The following is a 24,558-nucleotide window of genomic DNA, read 5'->3' as shown; positions in this document are numbered from 1 at the left end:
CATGATGGGGCATCCTCCCTGCCCCAGCATCCCACGCCCGGCTCAGGGATGATCAGGCCCGCAGTTCCCAGTTGGTACCACTTCCGCCGATACTGGACCCCATGACGATTGCCGCCCCCAAGGCCCCCAAGGCCGCCAAGACCCTCCAGGTCCTACTGGTGGACGACAACCCTATCCAGTTGAGCCTCCTGCACCACCTCTTCCAGCGTCACGGCCACACCACCCTCGAAGCCAAGAACGGGGCCGAGGCCCTCATCGTCCTCGCCACGGAATGCCCGGACGTGGTGGTCAGCGACTGCGTCATGCCCCTGCTGGACGGCTACCAGCTCTGCCGCCTCCTCAAGGACGACCGGGCCACCCGCAACCTGCCCGTGCTCCTGCTGACCGCCCAGGGCGTGGGCCTGGCCCGCTTCTGGGCCAAGACCTGCGGAGCCGACCGCTTCCTGGTGAAGGGACGGGATCTCGACCATGTGGTGGAGGCCGCCACGTCCCTCGTGGAGCAGACCGACCGGGTGCGCCCCCTGCCCGGCACGCCCCGGCTGGCCCAGGAGAACTTCGGCGTGGACGCCATCCAGCGCCGCCTCGCCCAGGCCCTGGAGCAGCGGGTGGTGGAGACCGCGCTGCGCGACTCCATCTCCCGCCTCTACACCGTGGAGCACGACACCCTGCGGCTGATCCGGGGCTTCATCGAGATCCTCCAGGAGCTCGTCCTGCCCGGCGCCCTCCTCGTGGCGTACATGGGCGAGGAAGGGACCGTCTGCCACGGTGTCCACGGCGCCTCCACCAGCGAGGAGGACCGGAGGGCCCTCGAATCCGCCGTGCTCCAGCTCGCGTCCCCCGAGATCCCGACCGAGTGCCACTGGCACCCCACGGATGACGGCGATGAGCGCCGCCGCACCTTGCGGGATCCCGTGATGCGGGTGCTGCCCGCCCTCCTGCCCGGCTACCCGGCCGTGGGGGCCCTCGGCTTCTTCGCCGAGCGCCGCTCCGTCGAGGAATACGAGCGCCTGTTCGAGATCGCCAACGAGGAGCTGGGCCGCCTCCTCACCCTGGAGGACTCCCGGCTCCGCCTGTACCACCAGGCCATCCGGGATCCCCTGACGGGCCTCTTCAACCGCCGCCACATCCTGGACATGCTCAAGATCGAGGTGGACCAGTGCGGGCGCTTCGGCCAGAGCCTCTCCCTGATGCTCATCGACCTGGACCACTTCAAGGCCGTGAACGACCGCTTCGGCCACGCCACCGGCGACCAGGTGCTCAGCGTCATGGCCCAGCGCATGTCGTTCGCCCTGCGGAAGGTGGATCAGCTCGGCCGCATCGGCGGCGAGGAGTTCCTCGCCTACGGCCCCCAGACGGAGCTGGAGGGCATCCGGGCGCTGGCTGAGCGGCTGCGCGAACAGGTCATCCTGGAGCCCCTGCCGGGCCTTCCCCAGAACGACCGCGTGACCCTGAGCGTCGGCCTGGCCACCTGGGAGGGGACCGGGGATTCCCTGGAGCGCCTCCTGGCCCGGGCGGACAAAGCCCTGTACCAGGCCAAGACCGAGGGCCGGAACCGCGTCATCGGCTGATCATTCGGAACGCCTCGGGCCGCTTGACAGGGCCTGGAATCCCGCTGCATGATTCCATACGCATCCGTATGGAGACAGCATGACCGACCTTCCGCAGGATCAAGCCGGATCACAGGAACTCGCCGACCGGGTGGCCCGTCTGGAAGCCCAGGTGACCTGGCTCCTCCAGCGGCAGCAGGCGCCCGCGCCGCCGCCGGTGCCCTCGAGGCCACGCCCCGTTCCCGTCGCCACGCCGCGGAAGGAGCTGTCCCCCGTGGTCTGGATCGCCGGGGCCGGGGCCTCGATCTTCCTCGTGGGCGCCATCTTCTTCTTCCACTGGGCCATCCAGCGGGGCTGGCTGGGGGCCGAGCTGCGCTTCCTCCTCGGCCTGCTGGCGGGTGGCGCCATCGCCGCCGTGGCGGGGAGGTACATCCTCGGGGGCAACCGCCGCCTGGGGGTGGCCCTGCTCCTGGCGGGCCTGGGGACGCTCCAGTTCACCTTCCGTGCCGGAGCCATGGCCTATCACTTCTATCCGGCCCCGCTCGGCCTGGCTGCGGTCGCCCTGGTCACCCTGGTGGCCGGGGGGCTGGCAGCCCGAAGCCGCAGCGGTGGAGCCTTGACCGTGGCGCTGGTCTCGGGGCTGGTCGCGCCCCTGGTCTTCAGCCAGGGCGGCCACCACGAAGTGGCTCTGACCCTCTATCTGGCCGTGCTCATGGCCGCGACCCTCGCGGTGCCCTACCTCACGGGCGCTGGCCACGTCTGGCATGGCGCCCGGTGGACGGCGCTCCTCGGCACCTGGTTCCTGCTGCTCACCGCCTGCGCCGAGGTGACGAGGGCCGACGCTCCCTGGCTGGCGGGCCTGCTGATGCTTCACCTGGCGCTCGCCGGGTGCTGGGCCTGGCTGCCGGGCCGGGAGGAGCAGCCCGGAACGCCGACGGTGCTCTGGCTCATCGCCTCCATCCTGGGCACCTCTTATGCCGGGCTCCTCTGGAAGCGCCTCGACCTCGCCCCCGAAACCTTCGCCCTGCCGGTGCTCATCCTGGCGGCCCTGAACCTGGGCCTGGTGAAGCCCCTGCGCCAGCGCCTGGGCAGCCGACAGGCGGACTGGGGCCTGCTGGCCCTGGCCGTCGGCCACGTGGCCCTGGCCGTACCCGTGGCGTTGGCCTGGCGCTGGGTGGGCCCGCTCTGGGGCGCCTTCGCCCTGGGCATGGCCTGGGCCTCCCTGAAAGCCGAGGCCGGCGCCTTCGCCGAGGAGGCCGCCGCCCTGCGATGGCTGGCGGCGGGTCTGGCCCTCCTCACCACCCTGCGCTGGGCCTTCCACGGTCTGGATGGGCTCTTCTTCCAGAATGCCGTGCTGCCTCCGTTCCTCAACGCGGCCTTCGCCGAGGGCGCCCTGGCGGCGGGCGCCTGGTGGCTGCTCACCCGCCGGGGCGGCGCCCTCGGCCTGATCAGCTTCCTTGCCCTGCAACTGACGGCCAACGTGACCCTGGCCTTCGAAGCGGCCCGGCTGGTGCAGTGGCTCCAGACGCCCAGGCCCACGATGGGCTGGGGGCCCTCCCGCGCCGCCTCCATCGCCATGACGCTGGTGTGGGCCCTGTCCGGAGCCTGGCAGTGGATGCGCGGTCTGGGCCAGCGCGACACGGCGCGCCGCGCCCTGCTCGCGGCCGGCTACACCTGGATGGGGATCGCCAGCATCAAGCTCATCCTGTCCGACCTGGACCGCGCCGATACGCCGCTGCGCGCCCTGGCCTTCCTCGGCGTCGGCGCCATCGGCATGGCGGCGGCCATCCTCGCCCATCGGCACCATCCCGAGGAACACGCATGAGACCGCTCCTCCTCCTCACGGCCATCCTCGGCCTCGCCTGCACCCGCGAGGACACCGCCGCCCTGCATCGCCGCAACCTCCCACCAGCCGCCGCCAGCGGATGGGCGCGCCTGCCCCTCGACGCGGAGGCCCAGCGACAGCTGAAGGGCGCCTGGATCGGCGATGCCGCCGGCCGGAGCGTCCCCTTCCTGGAAGCCCGCGACGGCCTGTGGGAAGCCCGCACCCTGCCGCTGGAGCACCTGCTGACGGGCCGGGATGCCGAGGGCCGGCCCACCGTGGAGTTCTCCCTGAGCCTCCCCGAGGGCTGGCAGGTGGGCGAGCGCGAGACGCTGAAGCTCGACCTCGACCTCGACGGGCGCGCCCCCTGGGTGTCCCAGGTGAAGGCCGAGCGCCAGCTGGATGGCGGGGCCTTCATCGCCTACGATCCCGCCACGCCCCTGCACCTCTACGACCTGGCGCCTTCGGGCAGTCGCCACACCCTCGACCTGCCCTGGGACGGCCAGCGGTACCGTCTGACGCTGCTGGCGGCACAAGGCGAAGCCCCGCGGATCCGCGGGCTCTCCGTCCGGGCGGAGACCCGGCCTGAGGCGCTTGAGGCGGAGCTGGCACTCGAGGGGGCCCTGGCCCCCGAGCCGGGAAAGCCCCGCACCTGGCGCCTGACGCTGCCGGACACGGAGCGCTTGGTGGGCCTGGACCTGGTGCTGGCACCGCCCGCGGCCCCGCTTGCGCCGGAGATCCGCACGGGGGACGACCCGGAGGCTGGACGGACCTGGGCCGGCGGCGATCTGGTGTGGAACCTCCCGGCCCTGCACACCCGCGCCACCCGCATCGCCCTCACGCCCGTGCAGACGAAGACGATCACCCTCACCCTTCCGGACGGAGCCACGCCCCAGAGCCTGCGGGTCCTGGTCCGGCGGCAGACTCTGATCCTTCCGATGGAGGCCGGTCAGGCCTACGCGCTGCATCTGGGCGGCGAGGCCAAGCCCGCTCCCGGCAGCCTGGGCGCCCTGCCATCCCTGCGCACCCTCGCTTCGGCCGCGCCTCTGGTCCTCGGGCCCAGCGAACCCGATCCCCAGGGCCTTCCCCGCCGCATCGGCGCGGATGAGCGGGCCCGTCCCTGGATGCCCTGGGTGGCGGGGCTCGCCGCGGCGATCCTGGCCGCCGTGGCCTGGAGGCTCGTGAAGGGACAGCCCGCCCCATGAGGCTCCGCTCCCACCTGCTGGTCCTCCTCGGGCTGGCGGGCCTCGCCTGCCGTTCGCCCCTGGTGGACCTGAGGCGCGAGAAAGGCCCGCCCTCCCTGAACTTGGGCGTCCGGGTCGAAGACCACAGCCGGAAGCTGGCGCACCTCAAGGATTCTGAAGGGGAGCCGGACACGCCCGCCACGCGCCGGACCGCCCTGGAGGCCCAGCGCGCAGCCTTCGAGGCCGACCTGCGCGCGGAAGCCGCGGTCCGGGGCCTGCGCCTGGATCCAACCGCGGACCTCCGCCTGGACCTGACCATCACCAGCCTGGGCGAGGTCCGAACCAAGTACATCGCCTGGGGCATCGCCAGCGGTGTGGGCTGGGGCGCGGGGGTGGGCCTGCTGGCCCACGATCCGCGACTGGCGGTGGGCCTCGGCCTCTATGAGCTGGCGGAGGAGAGCGCCTTCTGGATCGGCGGGTCCATGCTCATGGGCCGATGGTCCTCGCCGGCGGTGGTCGAGGCGCGCCTCTACCAGGGCGCCTCGGACAAGCCTCGGTGGCAGGAGACCTACTATGTGCTGTGGGCCCGCCGGGAGCTGGCGGCCTTCCCCCCGGCCGAGCAGGCCAAGCGCGAACGCCAGCTCCAGGCCTCCCTCCAGAAAGTGGAGGGGAAACTCTTCCACGATCTCGAGGCCATTCCCGGCTTCCCCCCCGCGGTCAGGCCTCCGCAGGCGCCGTCCTCACCCGTACCTGCACCAGGGCCACCGCACCCAGGATGATGGCCATGCCCAGCACCTGGCGCAGGCCGAAGGCCTCCCGCAGGACGAGGCTGCCCAGCAGCACGGCCACCAGGGGGTTCAGGTAGGCGTAGGTGCCCATCTTCGCCGGCGGCCAGGCCTTGGCCAGGTAGATGTAGGCGGAGAACGCCAGCATGGAGCCGAAGAGCGCCAGGTAGGCGACGGCCAGGAAGGCCTTGTGCGTGAGGGGGGCCCGCAGGTAGCCGCCCAGCAGGGGCGCGGCCACAAGGCCGATGACGGCGGCCGTGGCCATCTGGATGCCCACGTTGGTGAGCAGGCCGCCCCCGTGGACGAAGCGCTTGCCGTGCAGGGTGCCCCAGGACCAGATCATGGGCGCAGCCACCAGGGCCGCCAGACCGCCGGCGGGAACATGCACGCTGCCCGTGGGCCAGACCAGCACACAGACGCCGGCCAGACCCAGCGCGAGCCCGGCCCAGCCCTTCGGGCCCAGGGGATCCTTCGCCATGGAGAAGACCGCCAGCCAGAGCGGCACCAGGGCGGCCAGCACCGCGGCCAGCCCGGAGGAGACCTGCAGCTCGGCCCAGGTAATCAGGGCGTTGGACCCGCCCAGCAGCAGGGCCCCCACGATCATGAGGTGGCCGACCTCTTTGGCGGCAGGCCAGGACTCGCGGCGCAAACGCCCCAGGCCCAGGGCCAGCACGGCGGCCACGGAGAACCGCGCCGCCACCATGCCGTAGGGCGTGAAGGACTCCAGCCCCAGGGCGATGGCGAAATACGTCGAGCCCCACACCACGGCCACGGTGAGGTAGGCGAGCCAGGCGAGCATCAGGCCCTCTCCGGAGTGGATCCGGAACCGGAGGCACGCTCCACGCGGCAGACCCGCAGGTGGAAGGCGCCATACCACCGCTCCCGGCCCAGGCGCTGGGCCACGGCATGCTCCGCGTGGGCCTTCCAGGCGGCGATGGAGGCCTCGTCCTTCCAGTACGACACGGTGATGCCGAAGCCCTCCGCGTCCCGGGCGCTCTCCACGCCGAGGAAGCCCGGCTGCGTGCGGGCGAGTTCCACCATCCGCTCGGCCATGGCCCCATAGCCCTGATCGCCGTCCGTCCGCTGGCTGCTGAAGATCACGGCGAGGTAGGGCGGCTCGGGGGTGGCCGCGATCACTTCTTGGCCTTCTTCCCCTGGCCGTCGGCAGGGAAGGGGCTTGGGCCGGCCTTCTCCCAGTGGGTTTCCAGGACGATGGTGGTGCGGGTGGTGACCATGGGGCCCAGCGCCCGGATGCGCCGCAGGCGCTCGGCGATGCCCGCCGGCGTGTCCGCCACCACCTTCAGCATGAGCGCGTCCTCACCGGCCACCGTGTGGGCTTCCAGGATGTCCGGCTCATCCTCCAGGGCCTTGATGAAGCGCTGCTCGATGGCCTCGTTGTTGTCCTTGTAGCGCACCGCCACGAAGGCCACGTTGGGCTTGTTCACCGCCGCCGGCGCCACCCGGGCCGCGTAGCCCGCCAGGACGCCTTCCGCTTCCAGGCGCTTCACGCGGTCGATGATGGTGGGACGGCTCACGCCGAGCCGCTCCGCCAGTTCGGCGTGGCTCATGCGGCCTTCCTGCTGGAGCAGGGCCACCAGACGCCGGTTCAGATCGTCTTCCATCAACGTCTTCGCCATGCTGGACTCCGAAAAATGGGGTTGGATGGATCCATTGAACACTGTGCAAGACTACCCAGCAATACGGATGACAACCCGTAAATGGCATCGATAGAGGTAAAATGCAGGCAGAGGTGCACATGGACTTCACCCGACCCTTCACTGGCCAGAGCTTCTTCCTGATCGCGGGGCCCTGCGTCATCGAAAGCCGGGAGCACGCCCACCTGATGGCGTCGAGCCTGCGGGACCTGGCGGAGGCCCGGGGCATCCCCTTCATCTACAAATCCAGCTTCGACAAGGCCAACCGGACCAGCCGCGACAGCCACCGGGGACCGGGCATGGAAGGGGGCCTGGACATCCTGGCCGAGATCCGCAGCCGCTACGGCGTGCCTGTGCTCACGGACGTGCACGAGAGCGACCAGTGCGCCCCGGCGGCCCAGGCCGTGGACGTGCTTCAGATCCCGGCCTTCCTCTGCCGCCAGACGGATCTGCTCCTGGCCGCCGCAGGCACGGGCCGCACGGTGAACCTGAAGAAGGGCCAGTTCCTCGCCCCCTGGGACCTCAAGCATGGCGTGGAGAAGCTCCAGTCCGTGCCGGGCCACGGTCCCGTGTGGGTGACCGAGCGCGGCTCCAGCTTCGGCTACGGCAACCTCGTGGTGGACTTCCAGAGCTTCCCCCACCTGAGGAAGACCGGCTGTCCCGTCATCTTCGACGCCACCCACAGCGTGCAGAAGCCGGGCGCCTTGGGCAACGCCACGGGCGGGGCGCGGGAGATGATCCCCACCCTGGCCCGGGCCGCCGCCACGGCCGTGGACGGCTTCTTCTTCGAGGTGCATGACTGCCCGGAAAAGGCCTGGAGCGACGGTCCCAATGCCATGCGGCTGGAGCAGTTCGGCGCCCTGCTGGACGAGCTGCTCGTCCTGTGGCGGGCCGGCCGGGGCGCAGCCCAGTCGGACCCTGCCGGCAAGTGAGGGCGGCGATGACCGAGGCGATCAAGGCCGGGCGGACCCTGGAACTGCGCCCCCTGTGCCTGCGCGATGCCAGGCCGCTGTTCGCCCTGGTGGACGCCAACCGCGATCGCCTCCGGCGCTGGCTGCCCTGGCCCGATGCGAACCGCAGCCTGCTGGATTCCCGCGCCTACATCCTGCGGGTGCGCGCCCAGGAGAAGCTGGGCACCGCGCTCTCCTTCGGCCTCTGGTGGAAGGGGAGCCTGGTGGGCGTGGCGGGCTTCGTGTGGATCGATCCCGCCAACCGCAGCGCCGGCATCGGCTACTGGCTGGCCCGGGAGGCCGAAGGGCATGGCCTGATGACCGCGGCCGTGTCGGCCCTGACGCGCCACGGGTTCCACACGCTGAAACTCAACCGCATCGAGATCCGGGCCGGCGTCCGCAACCGCCGCAGCCGCGCCATCCCAGAGCGCCTGGGGTTCTGCCACGAAGGCACCCTGCGGCAGTCCGAACGCCTGGGCAGCCGCTTCGTGGACCACGCGGTGTACGGCATGCTGGCCGGGGAGTGGCGGGCGCGGTAGACCGCCCGGCCCGGAACTCCGGCCCGCCTTTCAGCGGAGCCGGAAAGGCATGGTCAAGCGGAACCGCGCATATTGCGGCACCCCGTTGAGCTTGGCTGGCTCGAACTGCCAGGCCAGCGCGTAGCTGATGGCGGTGGGCAGGAGGGGCACCGGCCCCTCCCGCGCCTCCGCCCGGATGGGCTCGCCCTGCGGGTTGATGATCAGGTCCAGGACCACCGTGCCCTGCACGCGGGCCTCCTTCGCCGCGGCCGGATACCGCGGCGCGGGCGGCTGGCGCTTCACGCGGATCTGGCTGAAGTCGAAGTCCACCACCCCCTTGGCCTTCTGAACGGGATCGGAGGCCACAGGTGCCGCCGAGGGCCGGACCTCCCGGATCCGGGGCGGGGGGGCCAGCACTTCATCCAGGCTCTGCTTGAGCACCCCGGCGACCAGGTCCTGGAGGCCGTCGTCACCCTTCTGCCCCACCACCCGGTTGAGGAAGGCGATGCGGGGCGGTTTCCCGGGTGTGTTCTCGACCAGGTCCCGGTCCTCCCAGAGCGAGCAGCGCTCACGGACCTGGCAGAGGGCGAGACCCTCCGCCCGCACGACCTGGATCTGCAGCCCGAGGTGGAAGGTGTCCTTCGGCCCCGCTTCCATGGGGGCCACCCGGGTCAGGCCGCTCCGGTCCAGGAAGCGCCCGAACTCGGCCTCCAGGCGATCCGCCCCGAGGAGGGCCGGCCCGTCCGTCGGGTTCTGCACGACCTCCACCACCACCTTGGCGGGCGGGGGCTGGGGCACGCCCGACGCGCCGTCGAGATGGAAGGGCACCCGCAGGTCACACTGCACCCGCGCGGGTTTCCCGTCGACGAGGACGGGCTGGAAGGTCCAGGCCCGGAGGTAGGCCACGGCGGCCTCTCGAAGCAACCTGGGGCCCTCCAGGGCCTCCGCCCGCTCCACCCACCCGAGCCGCGAGATGGTCAGCCGCAGCAGAACCTCCCCCTCCAGGTTCGCGAAGCGGGCCAGGGGAGGATACGGCGGCGGCTCGGCCTGTTTCCGGACCACCAGACGCTGGAAGTCGTAGGGCACGGGGTCCGAGGACCCGCCGAGGAGGGCCGTCGAGCCGCTTGGTACCGTCGACGCGGGCTGGGCCAGGGCCGGCAAGGAGCAGAGGCAGGCCAGAAGGGCGGCGGCGGAACGCATGGGAACCTCGGTGAGCACCGGCCAGTATAGGAGCCTACTCCACGCCCGCCGCGTAGGTGAGGTTCAGCAGGGCCATGGCCCGGGTCACTTTGCCCACGCTGTTCTTGGTGGTGTCGGTGTAGGGGATCCCGCGCCGGTCCAGGGCCTCGTAGTCGAAGTTGCCCTCGCCGCTGAGATCGAAGCAGAGGGCGCTGTCCTTGATCCAGTCCGTGTTGATGCGGTAACCGGGGGCCGGCACGGCGCTCACGATGACATCGGCCATGCGGATGAAGCCTTCGAGGTGCGACTGGTTGGTGGCGGCGTGGCAGAGGATGGGGGTGGCCTTGAGGTTGGCCACCATGGCCGTGAGGGGGCGGCCGATGCGCAGGCTGTCGTTGATGACGAGCACCGTCTTGCCGGCCAGCCACTGGTCGCCGAACCCGCGCTTGAGCGTCTTCACGATGGCCCGGGCCGTGCAGGGCGTCATGCAGCGGTGCTGCGTGCCGTCGTCCATGCGCTTCCGGTACTTGTTCAGGTAGCCGATGTTGATGGAGTGGAGGCCCTCGATGTCCTTGCTGGGGTCCACCAGGTCCATCACCTCGTCATCTTTGATCTCCGGGTAGCGCAGGGGATAGAAGATGAACACGCCGTGGGTCTTCTCGTCCTGGTTGAGGCGGGCGATGAGCTTCACCAGCTGCATGCCGTTCTCCACGCGCAGGTCCGCGGCGTTGATGCCCAGATCCTCGCAGTCCTTCATGAGCCAGCGCTGGTAGGTGACGCTGCCGGGATCCTCGCTGCCGAGGATGACGCCCAGGCCCGGCGAGAAGTCGAGCTTCTTCACGTTCGAGCGCACCAGCTCCAGGTAATGGCGGGCGGTCTCCTGGCAGTCGAGTTTCCCCGTGAGCGTGGTGGGCATGCGGCACCTCACCCTCCAGTTTATCCGTCCGGCCCCGCTTCCGCAGGACGAGGCTCTATCCTGGTGCCATGCGCGCCCCCAAGCCCCAGCCCCGTGAGCTCCAAGCCCGGCTCCGCGCCGCCTATCCCGACGCCCGCTGCGCCCTCGATCACCGGGACCCCTTCCAGCTGGTGGTGGCCACGATCCTCAGTGCCCAGTGCACGGATGCCCGGGTGAACCTCACCACCCCGGCCCTCTTCGCCCGGTTCCCCGATGCCGCGAGCCTGGCGGAGGCACGCCAGGACGAGGTGGAGACCCTCATCAAGTCCACGGGCTTCTTCCGCAACAAGGCGAAGAACCTTATCGGACTCGGACAGGCTCTGTTGGCGCGACACAGCGGCCGGGTCCCCTCCGACCCCGCCCAGCTGGGGGCCCTGCCCGGCGTGGGCCAGAAGACCGCCAACGTCGTCCTCGCCAACGCCTTCGGCGTACCGGCCCTGGCCGTGGATACCCACATCTTCCGCGTGGCCCGGCGCCTGGGCCTGTCGAAGGCGCCCACCCCCGAGAAGGTCGAGGCGGACCTTTGCCGGCTCTTCCCCCGCGAGGACTGGATCGAGCTCCACCATCAGCTCATCTTCCACGGCCGCCGCACCTGCGACGCCCGCCGTCCGGACTGCGCGGCCTGCCCCCTGCTGGACCTCTGCCCCACGGGACTCGGACAGATCAAGGACCCGCACCTGGGAGTCCGGCTGACGCCGCCGGCCTCCAGTCCCCGATATCCAGTCCTTGGTCTTCAGGCTGCCGCACCCGATGTGCAGTTCCCCACCGCCAAAGGCCCCCAACGCATCGTCAGCCTGGTGCCTTCGGTGACGGAGCTGCTGGTGCAGTGGGGGCTGGCGGCGCGGCTGGCCGGGCGCACCCGCTACTGCATCGAGCCCCGCTGGATCCGCAACACCGTGCCCGCCGTGGGCGGCACCAAGGATCCGGACCTGGGCCGCATCAAGGACCTGGCGCCGGACCTCGTGATCCTCGAGCGGGACGAGAATCCGAAAGAGGTGGCCGAGGCGCTGACGGCCCTCGGCATCCCCTGGCTGGCCCTGGAGATCCGCACAGTCCAGGATTGCATCGGCGCCCTGCGCCAGCTGGGCGCCAGGGTGGGTGCCGCGGAGGCCGCCGAGGCCCGGGCCCTGGCGCTGGAGACCCGGCTCAAGGGCCGTCGCTTCAAGGGTCCCCGGGCCCTGGTCCTCATCTGGAAGGATCCCTGGATGAGCGCCGGCCCCGACACCTACCTGGGCGACCTGCTGCGTCAGGGTGGTTTCACCCCCATAGGACCCGACCGCTACCCCGTGCTCTCCGATGGGGAGCTGGAGGTCCTGGCTCCGGAGGTGATCCTGCTTCCCACCGAGCCCTACCGCTTCCACCGCCGCCACCAGGCCGACCTGCAGAAACGCTTCCCGCAGGCCGCCGTGCACCTCGTGGATGGCCAGGTCCTCACCTGGTACCTCAGCCGCACGGAAGCCGGCCTCGACCTGGTGCGGAGCTTCCGGTAGGGTGTGGGCAATCCCCGCCGAGAGGAACGCCATGAGCCGCCTGGAATCGAGCCTTCTCTGCCTCCTGTCCGGCCTCGCCTTGGGCGCCCAGGGCGTGTTCGGCAACGCCAACAGCCCGAGCGATCCCACCTGCCCCAGGATCATGCAGGAGAAGACCGAGCTGAACTACAAGAGCCAGTACGGCCGGAACGGGGCGGATGCCTCGGCGGTGCGCTATTCCCAGTGGGGGAACCAGTACTTCCCGCCGGCGGAGCGCAAGGATGTCTCCTCCTTCGCCGCCTACGACGAGAAGGGCAGGGGCACCTCCGTGGCCAGCCTCAAGGGCAAGGTGGTGCTGGTGGGGCTCTGGAGCACCCGCTGCGACCCCTCCGCCAAGATGCTCATGGAGTTCGCCAGCCTCTACGCCAAGCGGGTCCAGTACGGCTTCGAGATCCTCTCTGTGAACTTCGATGAGAATCAGCAGGGCGGTGAGGTCGCCCCCAACGTCGACGTGGCCATCGAAGGCGGCTGGCGCGCCATCAACAAGTTCCGCCTGAGGAACCGGCAGTTCTTCGACGCCAGCAAGATGCCCGTCTACACCCCGGGCCTCGGCAAGGAGGGCCCCTCCACCTTCATGGACATGGTCTACTCCGTGCCCGTGCTCTTCGTGGTGGACCGCCAGGGGAAGCTCGCCGAGCTGCACATCGGCTACCAGGATGGCTTCGTGGGCCAAGCCCTCATGCGAGCGCTCCGTGAACGGACCGCGCCGCCAGTCCCCGCCCCGGCCCCCGCCACGGAGCCCGCCCAGCATTGACCTCATGAATCGAGGTATCCTGTCCGGTCCGCCAGACCGCTTGCCGGAGGAGCCATGTCCCTGCCCCTGATCTGCCTGATGACGGCCCTGCCCGCCCTCCAGGCGCCGGCACCCGGAGCCGGTGCCCAGGCCGTGCTGGCCAAGGCCCAGGCCAAGGCCAAGTCGGTGATGGACGCCCGCACCGCCTTCATGCGGGCCGGCGGCAACACCAAGGACTTCAAGGGCGACTGCTCGAGGGAGCTGGCCGAACTGGAGGCCCGCCTCGCCGTCGAACGGGCGCCCGACCTGCGCCAGGCCCTCCTCATCAGCAAGCTGTTCCACCTGCAGCTGGCCAAGACCCAGCCGGATGCGGCCCTCCTCGAGCAGGTGCGCCGGGAGGTGCCGCCTGTCGCCGCCGCCTGGAGTCTGGATCCCGGCCTGCTCTCGGCCCGTTCCCAGGCCGATCCCAAGGGCTGGGGCGCCTATGTGGCCGAGGCCCGCGCCCAGCATCCCGATGCCGCCCTGCGCCGGATCCTCCTTCTCGATCACTTCCTGGAGCGCCTGGAAGCCGGCGATGAGCCCGGCTGGAAGGCCGCCTTCGGCGCCATCCAGGCCCAGTTCCCCGACAGCCCCCTGCAGCAGAAGGCCCAGGCCTTCCTGGACGCCGAGGCCAAGACCGGCGTGGGCCGCCCTGCGCCGGGCTTCAGCCTGAAGGCCCTGGACGATCCGAAGACCACCTACACCCTGGACACCTTCAAGGGCAGGTATGTGCTCATCGACTTCTGGGCCACCTGGTGTCCGGACTGCCGCGCCGAGCTGCCCGCCCTCCACGCGGCCTGGGCGCGTTTCCACGGCAAGCCCATCGACTTCCTGTCGCTCTCCTTCGACCGCCGCGTCGAGCACGTGGCCCCCTTCCGCCTGCAGGCCGCCACGCCCATGCCCTGGAAGCACGCCTACATCGAGGGCGGATTCCGGAGCCCCCTGGCCGACGCCTACGGCGTGATGGGCATCCCCAAGGCCCTGCTCATCGGACCCGACGGGAAGATCGTGGCCCAGGGCGCCCAGCTGCGCGGCGGGAGCCTGGAGAGAACGCTGGAGGCGTTCCTGGGGAAGTGAGTCCTTCCGGAACCTCTCTGGCCGGGGCTTCCGCAAAAGCGACCGATCGGTTATTTTCCGTGCATCTGGAGGTCCAGAGCCGGGAGGTTCCATGGCCGTACCCTCATCCAGGCCCATCCTTCGCTGGTCGTGCGGATGGCTTCTCCTCTCCCTGATGGCCCCGCTCCACGCCCAGACCCCGGCCCCGACGTCCGATTGGGAGGGGTTCGCCGGGCTCTCCCTCCTCTGGGCGGACTACCGGCCCGCCTTCCCCGTCGCCGGGGAGCCGGCTTCCCGCACCACAGCCGGCTTCACGGTCTACGGCGGCGGGCGCTGGCGCAGGACCTGGGGGTTCGAACTGGACGAGACCTTCTACGGAGACTTCAAGGTGAATGCCGGGGGCGTCCCCAGCGACCGGGATCTCTGCACCACCAGCCTCACGGGGATGGCCTGGCTTCCCCTTGGGGTCTCCGCGTCCGCCTACGCCCGGGCGGGGGTGGCCTACTGGACGGCCACCACCGACGGAGGCTACGCCTTCCTCGTCGACACGAACGGGACCAAGGTCTCAGGACTCACGGGCCATCTGGGTCTCGGGATCGAGGTGGCGATGGGGAGGGCCTGGATCCTGCGCCTGGAGGGGAACCTGCTTCCCCGGGTGCTGGATCACCGCCTCGTCCGGGTGAACGCGGGCGCGGCTTGGCGCTTCTAGTCGCCGACCCCCATCACTTGCCTTCCAGCCAGGCCCTCATGGCCTCGGGCTTCTGGAAGCCCAGGATGCGGCGCAGCTCCCGGCCGTCCGCGTCCAGCAGGAGGACCGTCGGGTAGCTGCGGATCTGGAGCTTCGTCGCCAGGTCTTTGCGCTTGGCGTCGGTGTCGATGCGGATGGGGACGGCGTTCGCGGCGATCCACTGCTTCAGCGCGGCGTCGGGCCAGGTCTTCTCGTCCAGCTCCTTGCACTGGGCGCACCAGTCGGCGTAGATGTCCACCAGCACGACCTTGTGCCCGGCCTTGGCCTTGGCGAGCGCCCCTTCGAGATCCTGTTCCATCCAGCCCGCATGCTCCTCCTGGGCCGCCGCGGCACTGCCACCCTTCGGCAGCAGGTCCACCTTCAGGTAGGTCTCCACGGTCCGCACGCCCAGCAGCAGCGCCAGCGCCAGCATCAGCAGGGCGACGCCCTTCCGGAGCTGGCCCACCAGGCCGCCGGCCACCTCGAAGGCACCGAAGACCGCCGCCCCCGCCAGCATCACCACCGTCCACATGGCGAAGTTCGCCCACTCGGGCACCACGAGCCGCACGTTCCAGGCTGCGAAGCCCAGCACCACCAGGCCCATGCCCTGCTTGAACCGCGTGAGCCAGTCACCGCTCTTGGGCAGCGCCGCCGAGAAGGTCCCCACCGCCAGGAACAGCACGCCCATGCCCAGGGCGAAGACGAAGAGCTGGAGCCCGCCCAGGAAGACATCCCCCCGCTGGGCGATGCCCACCAGCACGGCGCCGATCACGGGACCCACACAAGGAGCCGAAAGCGGCCCCAGCACCAGGCCCATTAGGAAGGCGCCGCCGAAGCCCTTGCGGGTGCCATCCCCCTGCAGCTTCAGCGCGAGGCTCTGGGGCAGGGCGATCTCGAAGGCTCCGAACAGCGACAGCGCGAAGGCCGCGAAGAGCAGGGACACCGGGATCAGGAAGGCCGGCTTCTGCGCGAACGCGCCGAAGGCCGCACCACTGCGGGCCGCCAGCACGCCTAGCGTCGTGTAGGTGACTGCCATGCCGAGCACCAGCATGGCCGACAGCGCGAAGCCCTTGGCCTTGCCGCTGCCCTTGGCCCCCACGATGGCCATGGTGATGGGGATCATCGGGTAGACGCAGGGCGTGAGCGAGGCCCCCATGCCCGCCAGGAACACCAGCAGCAGGGACCAGATCAGACCGTCCTGTTTCGGAGTCGGAGCAGGCGCAGGCGGGGCCGCCTGTACCGTGGGAGAAGATGAAGCCACAGAGGCCTCAGGCTCTGCCGCTTTTCCCACCGGGGAAGCCGCAGGTTTCTCCGCAGCAGTGGGCGTGGGTGCGGCGGCCGGAATCTCCGCCGCCTTCACCTCCAGCATCCGCGTGGTCGGCGGAAAGCAGACGCCCCCGTCGCCCTCGGTGCAGGGCTGGTAGGTGACCTCGAGCTTCACGGTGCCGCTGAGGCCCTCGCCGCGCAGGGGGATGCGCACGGTGCCGTGCCAGATGCCGTCGCCGATCTCGTCCTTGGCATCCGTGGCGGGCAGCGGCCCGACCTTCACGGTGCCCGGCCCGCCCTTCTTCGCCACCTCCATGAACGAGGCCTTCAGGTGGGCGCCCGCAGGCACCGTGAGCACCACGGCCCCATTCTGGAAGGCGAGGCTCACGCTCCTCACCGCATCGAAGGTGGGATCCGCCCTCTGGGCCCAGGCGACCGTCGCCAACAGCAGGCTCATCAGCAGCGTGGTCAGGCTCCGCATGGGTCCTCCAGGAAGGCCCATCTTACATGGCCGGATTCGAGCCGCTCCACCGGCCACCCGGATGGAACCCCCGGTGGGACTGGCGTCAGGAGAACCCACCGGCGGCCCGCTGGACGAAGTTCTGGAGCCCCATCTGGCCGATGAGGTCCAGCTGGGTCTCCAGCCAGTCCACATGCTCCTCCTCGCTGGCCAGGATCTCCCGGGCGAGGTCGCGGCTCACATAGTCCCGGATGCCCTCTGCGTAGGCGATGGTCTCCCGCAGGTCCTTCATGGCGTCCATCTCCAGGGCCAGGTCGCCCTCGAGGACCTCCTTGGGGTTCTGTCCGATGCGGAGCTTGTGCAGGTCCTGCATGCTGGGCAGACCCTCCAGGAAGAGGATCCGTTCGATCAGGCGGTCCGCGTGCTTCATCTCATCGATGGATTCCCGGTACTCGTGCTCCCCCATCTCCTTCAGGCCCCAGTTCCGGCACATGCGGGCGTGGAGGAAGTACTGGTTGATGGCCGTGAGCTCGTTGCGGAGCAGCCGGTTCAGGTGCTGGATGAGGGTGGCGTCGCCTTGCATGGGGCCTCCTCGGGAAAGGCCATCACCATAGCCATCTTTGCCGGTTCTTCACAACGACTTTCAGCTGGCCTTGGCGATTCCAGCCGCTTCCCCCCAGGTGGGCCGGCAGCGGCCCCGGCAACCCCAGGGGGTGGCCAGCGGATCCGGGCCCACCCGGACGGGCTCCCCGGCCCGGATGGCGAGGACGGCCTCCGCCATGGCGCCCAGGCAGCGGCCGCAGTCCGGCTTGGCGGCCAGGGTCTCGAAGACCGCCGCCACCGACTCCGCACCGCGCTCCCGCACGGCCCAGGTGACCTGGTCCTCGGTGATGGCGTTGCAGACGCAGAGGAACATGCCCGACCTCCATCTCCAGTCTAGACAAAAGAGATAGAGTCTCAATATTAAATATCGTGATCCCCGACACAACCGGTAGCCTGGAGCCATGCTGCCGGATCTCCCCTTCCCCTGGTTCCACCCGCTGCTGGCCAAGCTCCGCGCCCACCTGGCCAGCGAGCCTTTCCCCCGGGACGCGGCCCACGACCTGGGCCACATCCTGCGCGTGGCCCGCCTGGCGCGGGAGCTGGCCGCCGAGGAGGGGGCTGAGGTCGAGGTCTGTGTGGCCGCGGCCCTGCTCCACGACCTGGTCTACCGCCCCAAGAACCACCCCGAGTCGCCCCTCACGGCCCGCCTGGCCGCGGAGCTGGTGCCCCTCTGGTGCCGGGAGGCGCCGGGTCTGGCGGCGAAGGCGGAAGCCGTCGCCGCCGCCGTGGCCACCCACAGTTGGAGTGGGGGGCAGGCCCCCGGCAGCCTGGAGGCCGCCGTGCTCCAGGATGCCGACCGCCTGGAGGCCCTGGGCGCCATCGGCATCGCCCGGGTCTTCGCCACGGGCGCCAGCTTCGGCGCGGGCCTGTGGCACCCGGAGGACCCCTGGGCCGAGGGGCGGGAGCTGGACGACAAGGCCTGGAGCCTGGATCACTTCGAGCGGAAGCTCCTCAAGCTGGCCACCGGGATGACCACGGCCGCAGGGCGCCGCCGGGCCGAGGCCCGGCAGCGCACCATGGCCGCCTACCTCGACGCGCTCCGCAGCGAGCTCGATCCGGCCCCTGGAAGCCAGAGCTAATCCCCGTTCCCGAATGGCCGATAGCTATACTCAGCCATGACTTTCACCGTCTCTCTCCGCAGGCCCTTCGTGGCCGATCATTTCCACGATCTTCCAGGCTTCCAGGAAGATCGCCATGGGCATAACTGGGAAGTCGAGGCCGCCGTGGAACTCGCATCAGAGGCAGATGAAACCGCCTTCGCCAAGGCCCTGGACACCTGGGTGGAACTGGTCGACTACCACCTGCTGAACGACCTCGCCTCCCTGGCCGGGCGCAATCCCACCGCGGAACTGCTCGCCGAGCATGCCTTCCACCACCTGCAGGGTGCGACCCTGAACCCCCGGTGGGTGCGGATCCGCGAGAAGGCCAACTACTGGGCGCTCTGCCGTGCCGGAGAGGCCCGGTGAGGGATCCCCGGCCGACGGTGCTGGCGGCCCTCGTCGGAGGGACGCTCAGCCTCGTCCTCGGCCTCGCAGGCTGTTCCAAGACCACCCCGCCCGCACCCCCGGCCGCGCAGGCTCCGGCCCCGGCGACCGCCTGGACCTGGCACCCCGTGGGCAGCCTGGCGGTGATCGAGGGCGAGGTTGCCGAGCCCACGAGCCTGGTGCTCGAGGGCCGCTCGGTGCGCGAGGCCCGGCACGCCGAGCCCGGCCCCGTGCGCTGGGAGTTCTTCCGTCCTCCCGAGGGGGAGATCGCGGTGCTGCGCACGGTGGAAGGCCGTGAGCTGGCGCGGTTCCAGTTCAGCCGGAAACTCGCCAAGGCCCCCACGCCCAAGGGGGGGCACGCCCCCAAAGTGGCCCGGCAGCCCGCTCCGGTGCCGACGCACCCGGCGCCCGCGGATCCCGCAACTCCGGTCCGGCCCGAGCCCCGCGTCCGCAGTGAAGTCCGGCTCCGGAGCGCCCCGGTGGGGCCCCTGGGCGACCGCCGGCCCCCATCCCTGCCGCCGGCCCCGGCCCTGGCGCCCGCTCCGGCGGCGGCCTCCAGCCGGTTCAGCAGCCCCATCCTCCCCAGCGCGCCCGCCCCTGAGACGGAGCCAGGCCTCGCGGCCCTTCCCCAGGCCCTCGCCTGGCCCGGCATGGGCGAAGCCCTCAACCTCACCCGGGGTCCCGGCGGGCAGAAGCGGCTGCTCCTCAGCTTCGACGGCGGGTCCAAGGCCGAGGTCGCCACCGAGATCCTCGACACCCTGAAGGCCCGGGGCGTGCACACCACCATCTTCCTCACGGGCGCCTTCATCCAGCGCTTTCCGGCCCTGGTGAAGCGCATGGCGGCCGAAGGCCACGAGCTGGGCAACCACACCATGAACCACCCGCACTTCGCACCGGGCATGAAGCGCGATCCCAAGTGGACCCGCGAGCGGGTGCAGCGCGAGCTTCTGGAAGCCGACGCGGCACTGGTGCGGCTCCTGGGCCGCCCCATGGATCCCTACTGGCGGGCGCCCTACGGGGAGCACACCGCCGAGATCCGCCGCTGGGCCGAGGAGCTGGGCTACCGGCATGTGGGCTGGAGCGAGGGGGCGGACACCCTGGACTGGGCCACGCCGAAGGAGCGGCGGCTCTACCGCAGCGGCGATGCCATCCTCCGCCGGCTCCGGCAGCGGCTGGACCGCGATGGCGACGGCCTGATCGTCCTCATGCACCTGGGCTCGGAACGGCTCGAAAAGGACCGGCCCTCCGCCGGCCTGGGCGCCTTCATGGATCGGGCGAGCCGGGAGGGCTGGACCTTCGTGGCCGTCGGCGCCTTCCTGCACGACCTGGGCAAGCCGGCCTGGGACCCCCAGCGGCGCCTCGCGCTCCTGCAACCCCCGGTCTCCGCCTCCCAGGGCCGCTGACGATCCCGGCGCTGGGCTACACTGATGCCCAGACACCGTGGAGGCGCGTTGCAGGGGATCGGCCGTTGGATGCTGAGGGCGGTGCTGGGCTTCGTGGCCCTGGTGCTGCTGCTTTCCCTGGCCAGCTTCCATCCGCTGGATCCGCATCCGTTCATGCAGGGCACCGCCGGGGCCGGCGTGCAGAACCTCTGCGGCATCGTGGGCGCGGCCGTGGCCGGCCTGCTGCAGACCCTCATGGGCATGGGCGCCTGGGTCATACCGCCCTACCTGCTCTGGGAGGCCTGGCCCGGGGAAGGCCATCGCTGGCCCGGCCGCCTGGCCTGGCTGTTCCTGGCCCTGGCCCTGTGGACCGCCCTCGGCGCCTTCGGAAGCCGGACCTGGACGGGCCTGGAAGGCGTAGGCACCGTGGAGTTCCGCTGGGGCGGCTGGCTGGGCAGCGCCCTCTGGCCCACGCAGCGCCGCTTCCTCGGTCCCGTGGGCCTGCCCCTGCTGCTGGCCCTGGTGGTGCTCACCTGCGCCCTGGTGCTGGCCCCGGCCCTCACGCGGGCCCTCGGCAAGCTGCTCCACCGCTGGCTGGGCGAGACCGCCTGGCCCTGGATGAAGCCCATGCCGGCCAAGGGCATCCAGCGGTTCCTCGGCATGGTGAAGCGCCCCTTCCTCCGCGGCCGCAACCCCAATCAGCCGGACCTCGACGCGGCGGACGGCGCGGCCCTGGCGGCCCTGGCCCAGCGCCAGGATGCCCTGGAGGCCCAGCGCGAGGCCCTCCTGAAGGCCGAGCTGGAAACGGCGGAGGTCCGGAAGAAACGACCGGTCATCCGGGCCGAGGACCTGCTGCCGCCCATCCAATCCATCAACCTCGACGCCGCCCAGACCCTGCTCGAGGCCCAGCCGCTTCCGTCCACCTCCGCGCCGACCCCGGCCCTGGCGTCCGATGCCCCCTTCCGGGCCAAGCTGCTCGCCGAGGCTCCGGCGCCACCCAAGCCGAGGCCCACCGTCGCCAAGCCCCAGGTGGCGAAGGACCGCTACGGCCGGGAGATCGTCCAGCCGCCCCTGCCGCTCACCGAGCCCACGCCCTCGCGCCCGCTGCCCCCCGTGCCGCCCGACCCGGAGCCGGGCCTCGCGGCGCGGGAGACCCTGCCGCCCCGCCGCCTCTTCGATCCGCCAGGCCAGCACGCCAAGGCCGATTTGGCCGCGCTGGAAACGATCAAGGATGTGATTGGACAGAAACTGTCCGAATTCAAGATCAAGGGCGCCGTCACCGGCATGCAGCCGGGCCCCGTGGTGACGGTCTTCGAGTTCCAGCCCGATCCGGGCATCCCGCTGTCCCGCATCCTGGGCATGGAGGAGGATCTGGCCCTGGCCCTCCAGGCCGAGGCCGTCCGCATGGACCGCATCCCCGGCAAGAACCTGGTGGGCATCGAAGTGCCCAACCCCAGGCGCGAGATCATCACCTTCCGCGAGGTCATCGACAGTCCGGCCTTCCGCGACGCGCCGGGCCTGCTCCAGCTGGCCCTCGGCAAGGACATCGCCGGCAAGCCCGTGGTGGCCGACCTCAACAAGATGCCCCACCTGCTCATCGGCGGCAGCACCGGCAGCGGCAAGAGCGTGGGCGTCAACGCCATGATCTGCTCCTGCCTCGTGCGCGCCCAGCCCGACGAGGTGAAGCTCATCCTCGTCGATCCCAAGATGGTGGAGCTGGGCGTCTACGAGGACATCCCGCACCTGTGGGCGCCGGTGGTCACGGACATGAAGGAGGCGGGCCGCGTGCTCAAGTGGGTGGTGGCCCAGATGGAGGACCGCTACCGCCGCCTGGCCCTGCTCAGCGTGCGCGACGTGAAGGGCTTCAACACGAAGATCGCCGACGCCGGCGGCTCGCTGGACATCTCGGAGCGCACACCGAACCCGCGCTGGCCGGACCGTCCCGCGGTGCTGGAGCCCATGCCCCACGTGGTGGTGGTCATCGACGAGCTGGCGGACCTCATGATGGTGGCCCGCAGCGAAGTGGAGGACAGCATCGCGCGCATCGCCCAGAAGGCCCGCGCCGTGGGCATCCACCTCATCCTCGCCACCCAGCGGCCCAGCGTGGACGTGGTCACGGGCGTCATCAAGGCCAACCTGCCCAGCCGCCTCAGCTACCGCGTGCGCACCAAGATCGACAGCCGCACCATCCTGGATTCCGGCGGCGGCGAGCAGCTGCTGGGCGCGGGCGACGCGCTCTTCCTGCCCAACGGCGCCAGCCATCCGAAGCGCATCCACGCGCCCTTCCTCACCGAGGATGAGACGCTCCGCCTCGTCACCTGGCTGCGGGAGCGCGGCCGACCCGACTACAACCAGGCCCTCATCAGCGCCATGGAGACGGAGGAGGAGACGGCCCTCCTGGACGAGGCCGAGCTGGGCGGCGGCGACGACATCTACGTGCGCGCCGTGGCCGTGGTCACCCGCGAGCGCAAGGCCAGCACGAGCCTGCTCCAGCGCAAGCTGAACCTGGGCTACGGCCGCGCCGCCCGGTTGATCGACCGCATGGAGGAAGAAGGCATCGTGGGTCCGGACCGGGGCGCCGGGAAACCGCGGGAAGTCTTCGCCCAGGCCGAGTAAGGTACCGCCTGTATTTTCACCCCCTCGCAAGGTGGGCTGAAGCTTCCAGCATGGTGTCCGTAGACCATGGTCACAATCTGTCTGCATTCATGGACAAACAACCATAGACTCCAATCGTACATGACCAAGGGAGAGTTTATGGCATTCCGAGCTCATTTCATCCTTCCCCTGGCGGCCAGCTGCACCCTGGTGTCCGCCGCCGACGCGCCGGCTCCGAAGCCCGCCTCCGCCAAGCTCTGCACCACCTGCCACACCACCGCCGCCAACAACCTGCGCGGCCACTTCGACAACCTCGTCCTGAAGAACAACTCGTTCCAGATGAAGATCGACGAGCGCACGGAGGTGCTGCGCTTCGACAAGGACCAGGTGAAGGTGGTCACCCCCGAGCCCGCCGCCAACGCCGAGGCGGCCCTGAAGTCCATCGCCAAGGGCCACGAAGTGCGGGTGGAGTACACCGAGAAGGACGGCATCAAGACCGCCGTGGGCGTGTTCGTCAAACCCCCCGTCAAGCTTGCGGCGGACGAGGTCATCACCCTGGACGAGGTCCAGAAGCTGGTGGCCCTGGGACCCGAGAAGGGGAAGTACTTCCTCTTCGACTCCCGCCCCGCGCCCCGCTTCATGGAGGGCGCCATTCCCACCGCCGTGAACCTGCCCTTCCCCGCCTTCGACAAGAACCTCGACAAGCTGCCCGCCGACAAGGGTGCACTGGTGATCTTCTATTGCAGCGGGAAGACCTGCAACATGAGCCCCGGCTCGCTGGCCAAGGCCAAGAAGCTGGGCTACACCCATGCCAAGGTGTTCGTGGAGGGCATGCCAGCCTGGACGAAGAAGCACTTCGGCGTCCTGAGCCCGGCCTCCCTGAAGGCCGCCTACCTGGACACCAGCACCCCCCTCGTGATCCTCGATGCCCGGCCCGCCGCCGAAGCCGCCAAGGGCTTCCTGAAGGGCGCCGTGGCCGCCGATCCCGCCAAGACCGCCGACCTGCTCAAGACCTTCCCCCTCGCGCGGCTCAAGCCCCCCGTGGTGGTGGTGGACGCCACCGGCGGTGACGCGGCGAAGGCCGTGGCCACGGACCTCGTGAAGGCCGGCTACGTGGGCGTGAACATCCTGTCCGGCGGCTTCCGGGCCTGGCAGGCCGCGGCGCTCCCCGTGGAGACCGGCGCCCTCGCCGCCAAGGCCACCTTCGTGCCCAAGCCCCGCCCGGGCTCCATCTCGCCCGCCGAGTTCACGAAGCTCGCCGAGCTGCCGCCCGCCCAGCGCGGCGTCATCATCCTGGATGTGCGGAACCCCGATGAGACCCGGAACGGCATCATCAAGGGAGCCCTGACGATCCCCGAGCCGCAGCTCCAGGCCCGCCTCTCCGAGCTCCCCAGGGACGCCAGGATCCTCTGCCATTGCTCCACCGGGATCCGCGCCGAGCTGGCCTACCACCTGCTGAAGGAGAAGGGCTACGACGTGCGGTTCCTGCCCGCGGAGATCACCATCATCGACAGCGGGGAATTCACCATCGATTGAGAGCGCCTTCGCCCGGGAAAGGGCCGGCCGCCGGGCCGGCCCTTTCTCCGCCATCGGTATTCAAGCCCTGCCGGGAAGTGCCGATACCGCGTGGCAGAAGGATCTGCCGTGGACGCCAGCCTCGCCCCCTACCATCACCGCCACCAGGAACTGCTGCGCCTGGCCCGCGAGCATGAGGCCCGGCTCGCCCCCACCCTGGTGCGGGACCATCCGGACCAGTGCCTGGCCGGAGCCCAGCGCCTGGCCGCCTCGATCAAGGCCCACCTGTCCATGGAGAACGCCGTCCTGTACCCGGCCCTGTTGGGAGTCACGGATGCCGACATCCAGGCCGCCGCGCGGGGGCTGGAAGCCGGCCTGGCCGACCTGAAGTCCCGGCTGCGCGCCTTCAGCCATCACTGGGCCAGTGCGGAGACCATCCACCTGGCGCCCGACGCCTTCATCAGCGCCTCCCACGACCTGCTGCAGGTCCTCCGGCAGCGCATCGACCTCGAGGAAACCCGACTGTTCCCCCTGGTGGAACGGGCCTGAGCGCACCAGCGGAACGCGAGGCGAG

General features: G+C 70.5%; 24 protein-coding genes. 16 read left to right on the top strand and 8 right to left on the bottom strand.

From position 1 onward, the window contains the following. Positions 1 to 101: 101 nt before the first annotated feature. The 4 genes from MLE43_RS06645 (at position 102) to MLE43_RS06630 (ending at position 5,332) form a co-directional block, all read left to right on the top strand. Complete coding sequence (locus MLE43_RS06645) at positions 102 to 1,568, top strand: GGDEF domain-containing response regulator (protein WP_243302714.1); 1,467 nt, start codon at positions 102 to 104, stop codon at positions 1,566 to 1,568. Between the two features lie 79 nt (positions 1,569 to 1,647). Next, on the top strand, positions 1,648 to 3,372 hold the full coding sequence (locus MLE43_RS06640; protein WP_243302713.1) for a DUF2339 domain-containing protein: 1,725 nt from the start codon (positions 1,648 to 1,650) through the stop codon (positions 3,370 to 3,372). After that, positions 3,369 to 4,574 carry a hypothetical protein gene (locus tag MLE43_RS06635; protein WP_243302712.1) on the top strand — a complete coding sequence of 402 codons (1,206 nt, stop codon included), beginning with the start codon at positions 3,369 to 3,371 and terminating at the stop codon, positions 4,572 to 4,574. The genes MLE43_RS06640 and MLE43_RS06635 overlap by 4 nt, the downstream gene beginning before the upstream one ends. Continuing rightward, on the top strand, positions 4,571 to 5,332 hold the full coding sequence (locus tag MLE43_RS06630) for a hypothetical protein (RefSeq protein ID WP_243302711.1): 762 nt from the start codon (positions 4,571 to 4,573) through the stop codon (positions 5,330 to 5,332). The genes MLE43_RS06635 and MLE43_RS06630 overlap by 4 nt, the downstream gene beginning before the upstream one ends. On the opposite strand, the gene MLE43_RS06625 is transcribed toward MLE43_RS06630, so the two are convergent. The 3 genes from MLE43_RS06625 to MLE43_RS06615 are packed head-to-tail and all read right to left on the bottom strand — an operon-like array spanning position 5,271 to position 6,975. Next, positions 5,271 to 6,137 (bottom strand): EamA family transporter, encoded by an 867-nt coding sequence (locus tag MLE43_RS06625; protein WP_243302710.1) that lies wholly within the window; start codon positions 6,135 to 6,137, stop codon positions 5,271 to 5,273. The two genes, MLE43_RS06630 and MLE43_RS06625, sit on opposite strands and share 62 nt — an antisense overlap. Then, positions 6,137 to 6,475 carry an antibiotic biosynthesis monooxygenase family protein gene (locus MLE43_RS06620; protein WP_243302708.1) on the bottom strand — a complete coding sequence of 113 codons (339 nt, stop codon included), beginning with the start codon at positions 6,473 to 6,475 and terminating at the stop codon, positions 6,137 to 6,139. Before MLE43_RS06620 ends, MLE43_RS06625 begins: the two co-directional genes overlap by 1 nt. After that, on the bottom strand, positions 6,472 to 6,975 hold the full coding sequence (locus tag MLE43_RS06615; RefSeq protein WP_243302706.1) for an Lrp/AsnC family transcriptional regulator: 504 nt from the start codon (positions 6,973 to 6,975) through the stop codon (positions 6,472 to 6,474). Before MLE43_RS06615 ends, MLE43_RS06620 begins: the two co-directional genes overlap by 4 nt. Positions 6,976 to 7,094: 119 nt before the next feature. Here MLE43_RS06615 and kdsA point away from each other — a divergent pair, with 119 nt between their 5' ends. Next, positions 7,095 to 7,925, top strand: a complete 831-nt coding sequence (kdsA, locus tag MLE43_RS06610; RefSeq protein WP_243302704.1) for a 3-deoxy-8-phosphooctulonate synthase — start codon at positions 7,095 to 7,097, stop codon at positions 7,923 to 7,925. 8 nt (positions 7,926 to 7,933) lie between these two features. Beyond that, positions 7,934 to 8,482 carry a GNAT family N-acetyltransferase gene (locus MLE43_RS06605; RefSeq protein WP_243302703.1) on the top strand — a complete coding sequence of 183 codons (549 nt, stop codon included), beginning with the start codon at positions 7,934 to 7,936 and terminating at the stop codon, positions 8,480 to 8,482. Positions 8,483 to 8,512: 30 nt separating this feature from the next. Here the strand turns inward: MLE43_RS06605 and MLE43_RS06600 are convergent, their stop codons facing one another. Both MLE43_RS06600 and MLE43_RS06595 read right to left on the bottom strand, forming a co-directional pair. Then, entirely contained in the window at positions 8,513 to 9,661 is a 1,149-nt protein-coding gene (locus MLE43_RS06600; RefSeq protein WP_243302702.1) for a TonB family protein, read from the bottom strand. A 34-nt stretch (positions 9,662 to 9,695) separates the two neighbouring features. After that, positions 9,696 to 10,556, bottom strand: a complete 861-nt coding sequence (locus MLE43_RS06595; protein ID WP_243302699.1) for a bifunctional 5,10-methylenetetrahydrofolate dehydrogenase/5,10-methenyltetrahydrofolate cyclohydrolase — start codon at positions 10,554 to 10,556, stop codon at positions 9,696 to 9,698. Positions 10,557 to 10,624: 68 nt separating this feature from the next. On the opposite strand from MLE43_RS06595, the gene nth reads away from it, so the two are divergent. The 4 genes from nth to MLE43_RS06575 all read left to right on the top strand — a co-directional run bounded on the left by nth (position 10,625) and on the right by MLE43_RS06575 (position 14,661). Continuing rightward, complete coding sequence (gene nth, locus MLE43_RS06590) at positions 10,625 to 12,085, top strand: endonuclease III (protein ID WP_243302697.1); 1,461 nt, start codon at positions 10,625 to 10,627, stop codon at positions 12,083 to 12,085. Positions 12,086 to 12,116: 31 nt separating this feature from the next. Next, positions 12,117 to 12,878 (top strand): TlpA family protein disulfide reductase, encoded by a 762-nt coding sequence (locus MLE43_RS06585; protein ID WP_243302696.1) that lies wholly within the window; start codon positions 12,117 to 12,119, stop codon positions 12,876 to 12,878. Positions 12,879 to 12,932: 54 nt separating this feature from the next. Next, a complete protein-coding gene (locus MLE43_RS06580; RefSeq protein WP_243302695.1) occupies positions 12,933 to 13,973 on the top strand; it encodes a TlpA family protein disulfide reductase in 1,041 nt (346 codons plus the stop codon). Between the two features lie 91 nt (positions 13,974 to 14,064). After that, positions 14,065 to 14,661, top strand: coding sequence for an outer membrane beta-barrel protein (locus tag MLE43_RS06575; RefSeq protein ID WP_243302694.1), 597 nt, complete (start codon positions 14,065 to 14,067; stop codon positions 14,659 to 14,661). Between the two features lie 13 nt (positions 14,662 to 14,674). On the opposite strand, the gene MLE43_RS06570 is transcribed toward MLE43_RS06575, so the two are convergent. The 3 genes from MLE43_RS06570 to MLE43_RS06560 all read right to left on the bottom strand — a co-directional run bounded on the left by MLE43_RS06570 (position 14,675) and on the right by MLE43_RS06560 (position 17,321). Next, positions 14,675 to 16,426 (bottom strand): protein-disulfide reductase DsbD family protein, encoded by a 1,752-nt coding sequence (locus MLE43_RS06570; protein ID WP_243302693.1) that lies wholly within the window; start codon positions 16,424 to 16,426, stop codon positions 14,675 to 14,677. 85 nt (positions 16,427 to 16,511) lie between these two features. Next, on the bottom strand, positions 16,512 to 16,988 hold the full coding sequence (gene bfr / locus MLE43_RS06565) for a bacterioferritin (protein WP_243302692.1): 477 nt from the start codon (positions 16,986 to 16,988) through the stop codon (positions 16,512 to 16,514). A 60-nt stretch (positions 16,989 to 17,048) separates the two neighbouring features. Then, the gene (locus MLE43_RS06560; RefSeq protein ID WP_243302690.1) at positions 17,049 to 17,321 is read right to left on the bottom strand and encodes a (2Fe-2S)-binding protein; all 273 of its coding nucleotides are present in this window, start codon (positions 17,319 to 17,321) and stop codon (positions 17,049 to 17,051) included. 88 nt (positions 17,322 to 17,409) lie between these two features. On the opposite strand from MLE43_RS06560, the gene MLE43_RS06555 reads away from it, so the two are divergent. The 6 genes from MLE43_RS06555 (at position 17,410) to MLE43_RS06530 (ending at position 24,533) form a co-directional block, all read left to right on the top strand. Then, a complete protein-coding gene (locus MLE43_RS06555; protein ID WP_243302689.1) occupies positions 17,410 to 18,087 on the top strand; it encodes an HD domain-containing protein in 678 nt (225 codons plus the stop codon). 36 nt (positions 18,088 to 18,123) lie between these two features. Beyond that, positions 18,124 to 18,474, top strand: coding sequence for a 6-pyruvoyl trahydropterin synthase family protein (locus tag MLE43_RS06550; RefSeq protein WP_243302687.1), 351 nt, complete (start codon positions 18,124 to 18,126; stop codon positions 18,472 to 18,474). Positions 18,475 to 19,142: 668 nt separating this feature from the next. Continuing rightward, entirely contained in the window at positions 19,143 to 19,895 is a 753-nt protein-coding gene (locus MLE43_RS15080) for a polysaccharide deacetylase family protein (RefSeq protein ID WP_275976122.1), read from the top strand. 48 nt (positions 19,896 to 19,943) lie between these two features. Further along, entirely contained in the window at positions 19,944 to 22,490 is a 2,547-nt protein-coding gene (locus MLE43_RS06540) for an FtsK/SpoIIIE family DNA translocase (protein ID WP_243302684.1), read from the top strand. A gap of 138 nt (positions 22,491 to 22,628) precedes the next feature. Beyond that, positions 22,629 to 24,005 carry a rhodanese-like domain-containing protein gene (locus MLE43_RS06535; protein ID WP_243302683.1) on the top strand — a complete coding sequence of 459 codons (1,377 nt, stop codon included), beginning with the start codon at positions 22,629 to 22,631 and terminating at the stop codon, positions 24,003 to 24,005. A gap of 108 nt (positions 24,006 to 24,113) precedes the next feature. Continuing rightward, a complete protein-coding gene (locus tag MLE43_RS06530; RefSeq protein ID WP_243302682.1) occupies positions 24,114 to 24,533 on the top strand; it encodes a hemerythrin domain-containing protein in 420 nt (139 codons plus the stop codon). Positions 24,534 to 24,558 lie beyond the last annotated feature (25 nt).

The sequence above is a fragment of the Geothrix oryzisoli genome (assembly GCF_022808865.1).
Classification (GTDB): Bacteria; Acidobacteriota; Holophagae; order Holophagales; family Holophagaceae; genus Geothrix; species Geothrix oryzisoli.
Note: the sequence above shows the minus strand (reverse complement) of the source record. Positions and strands in the feature narration are given on the sequence as shown.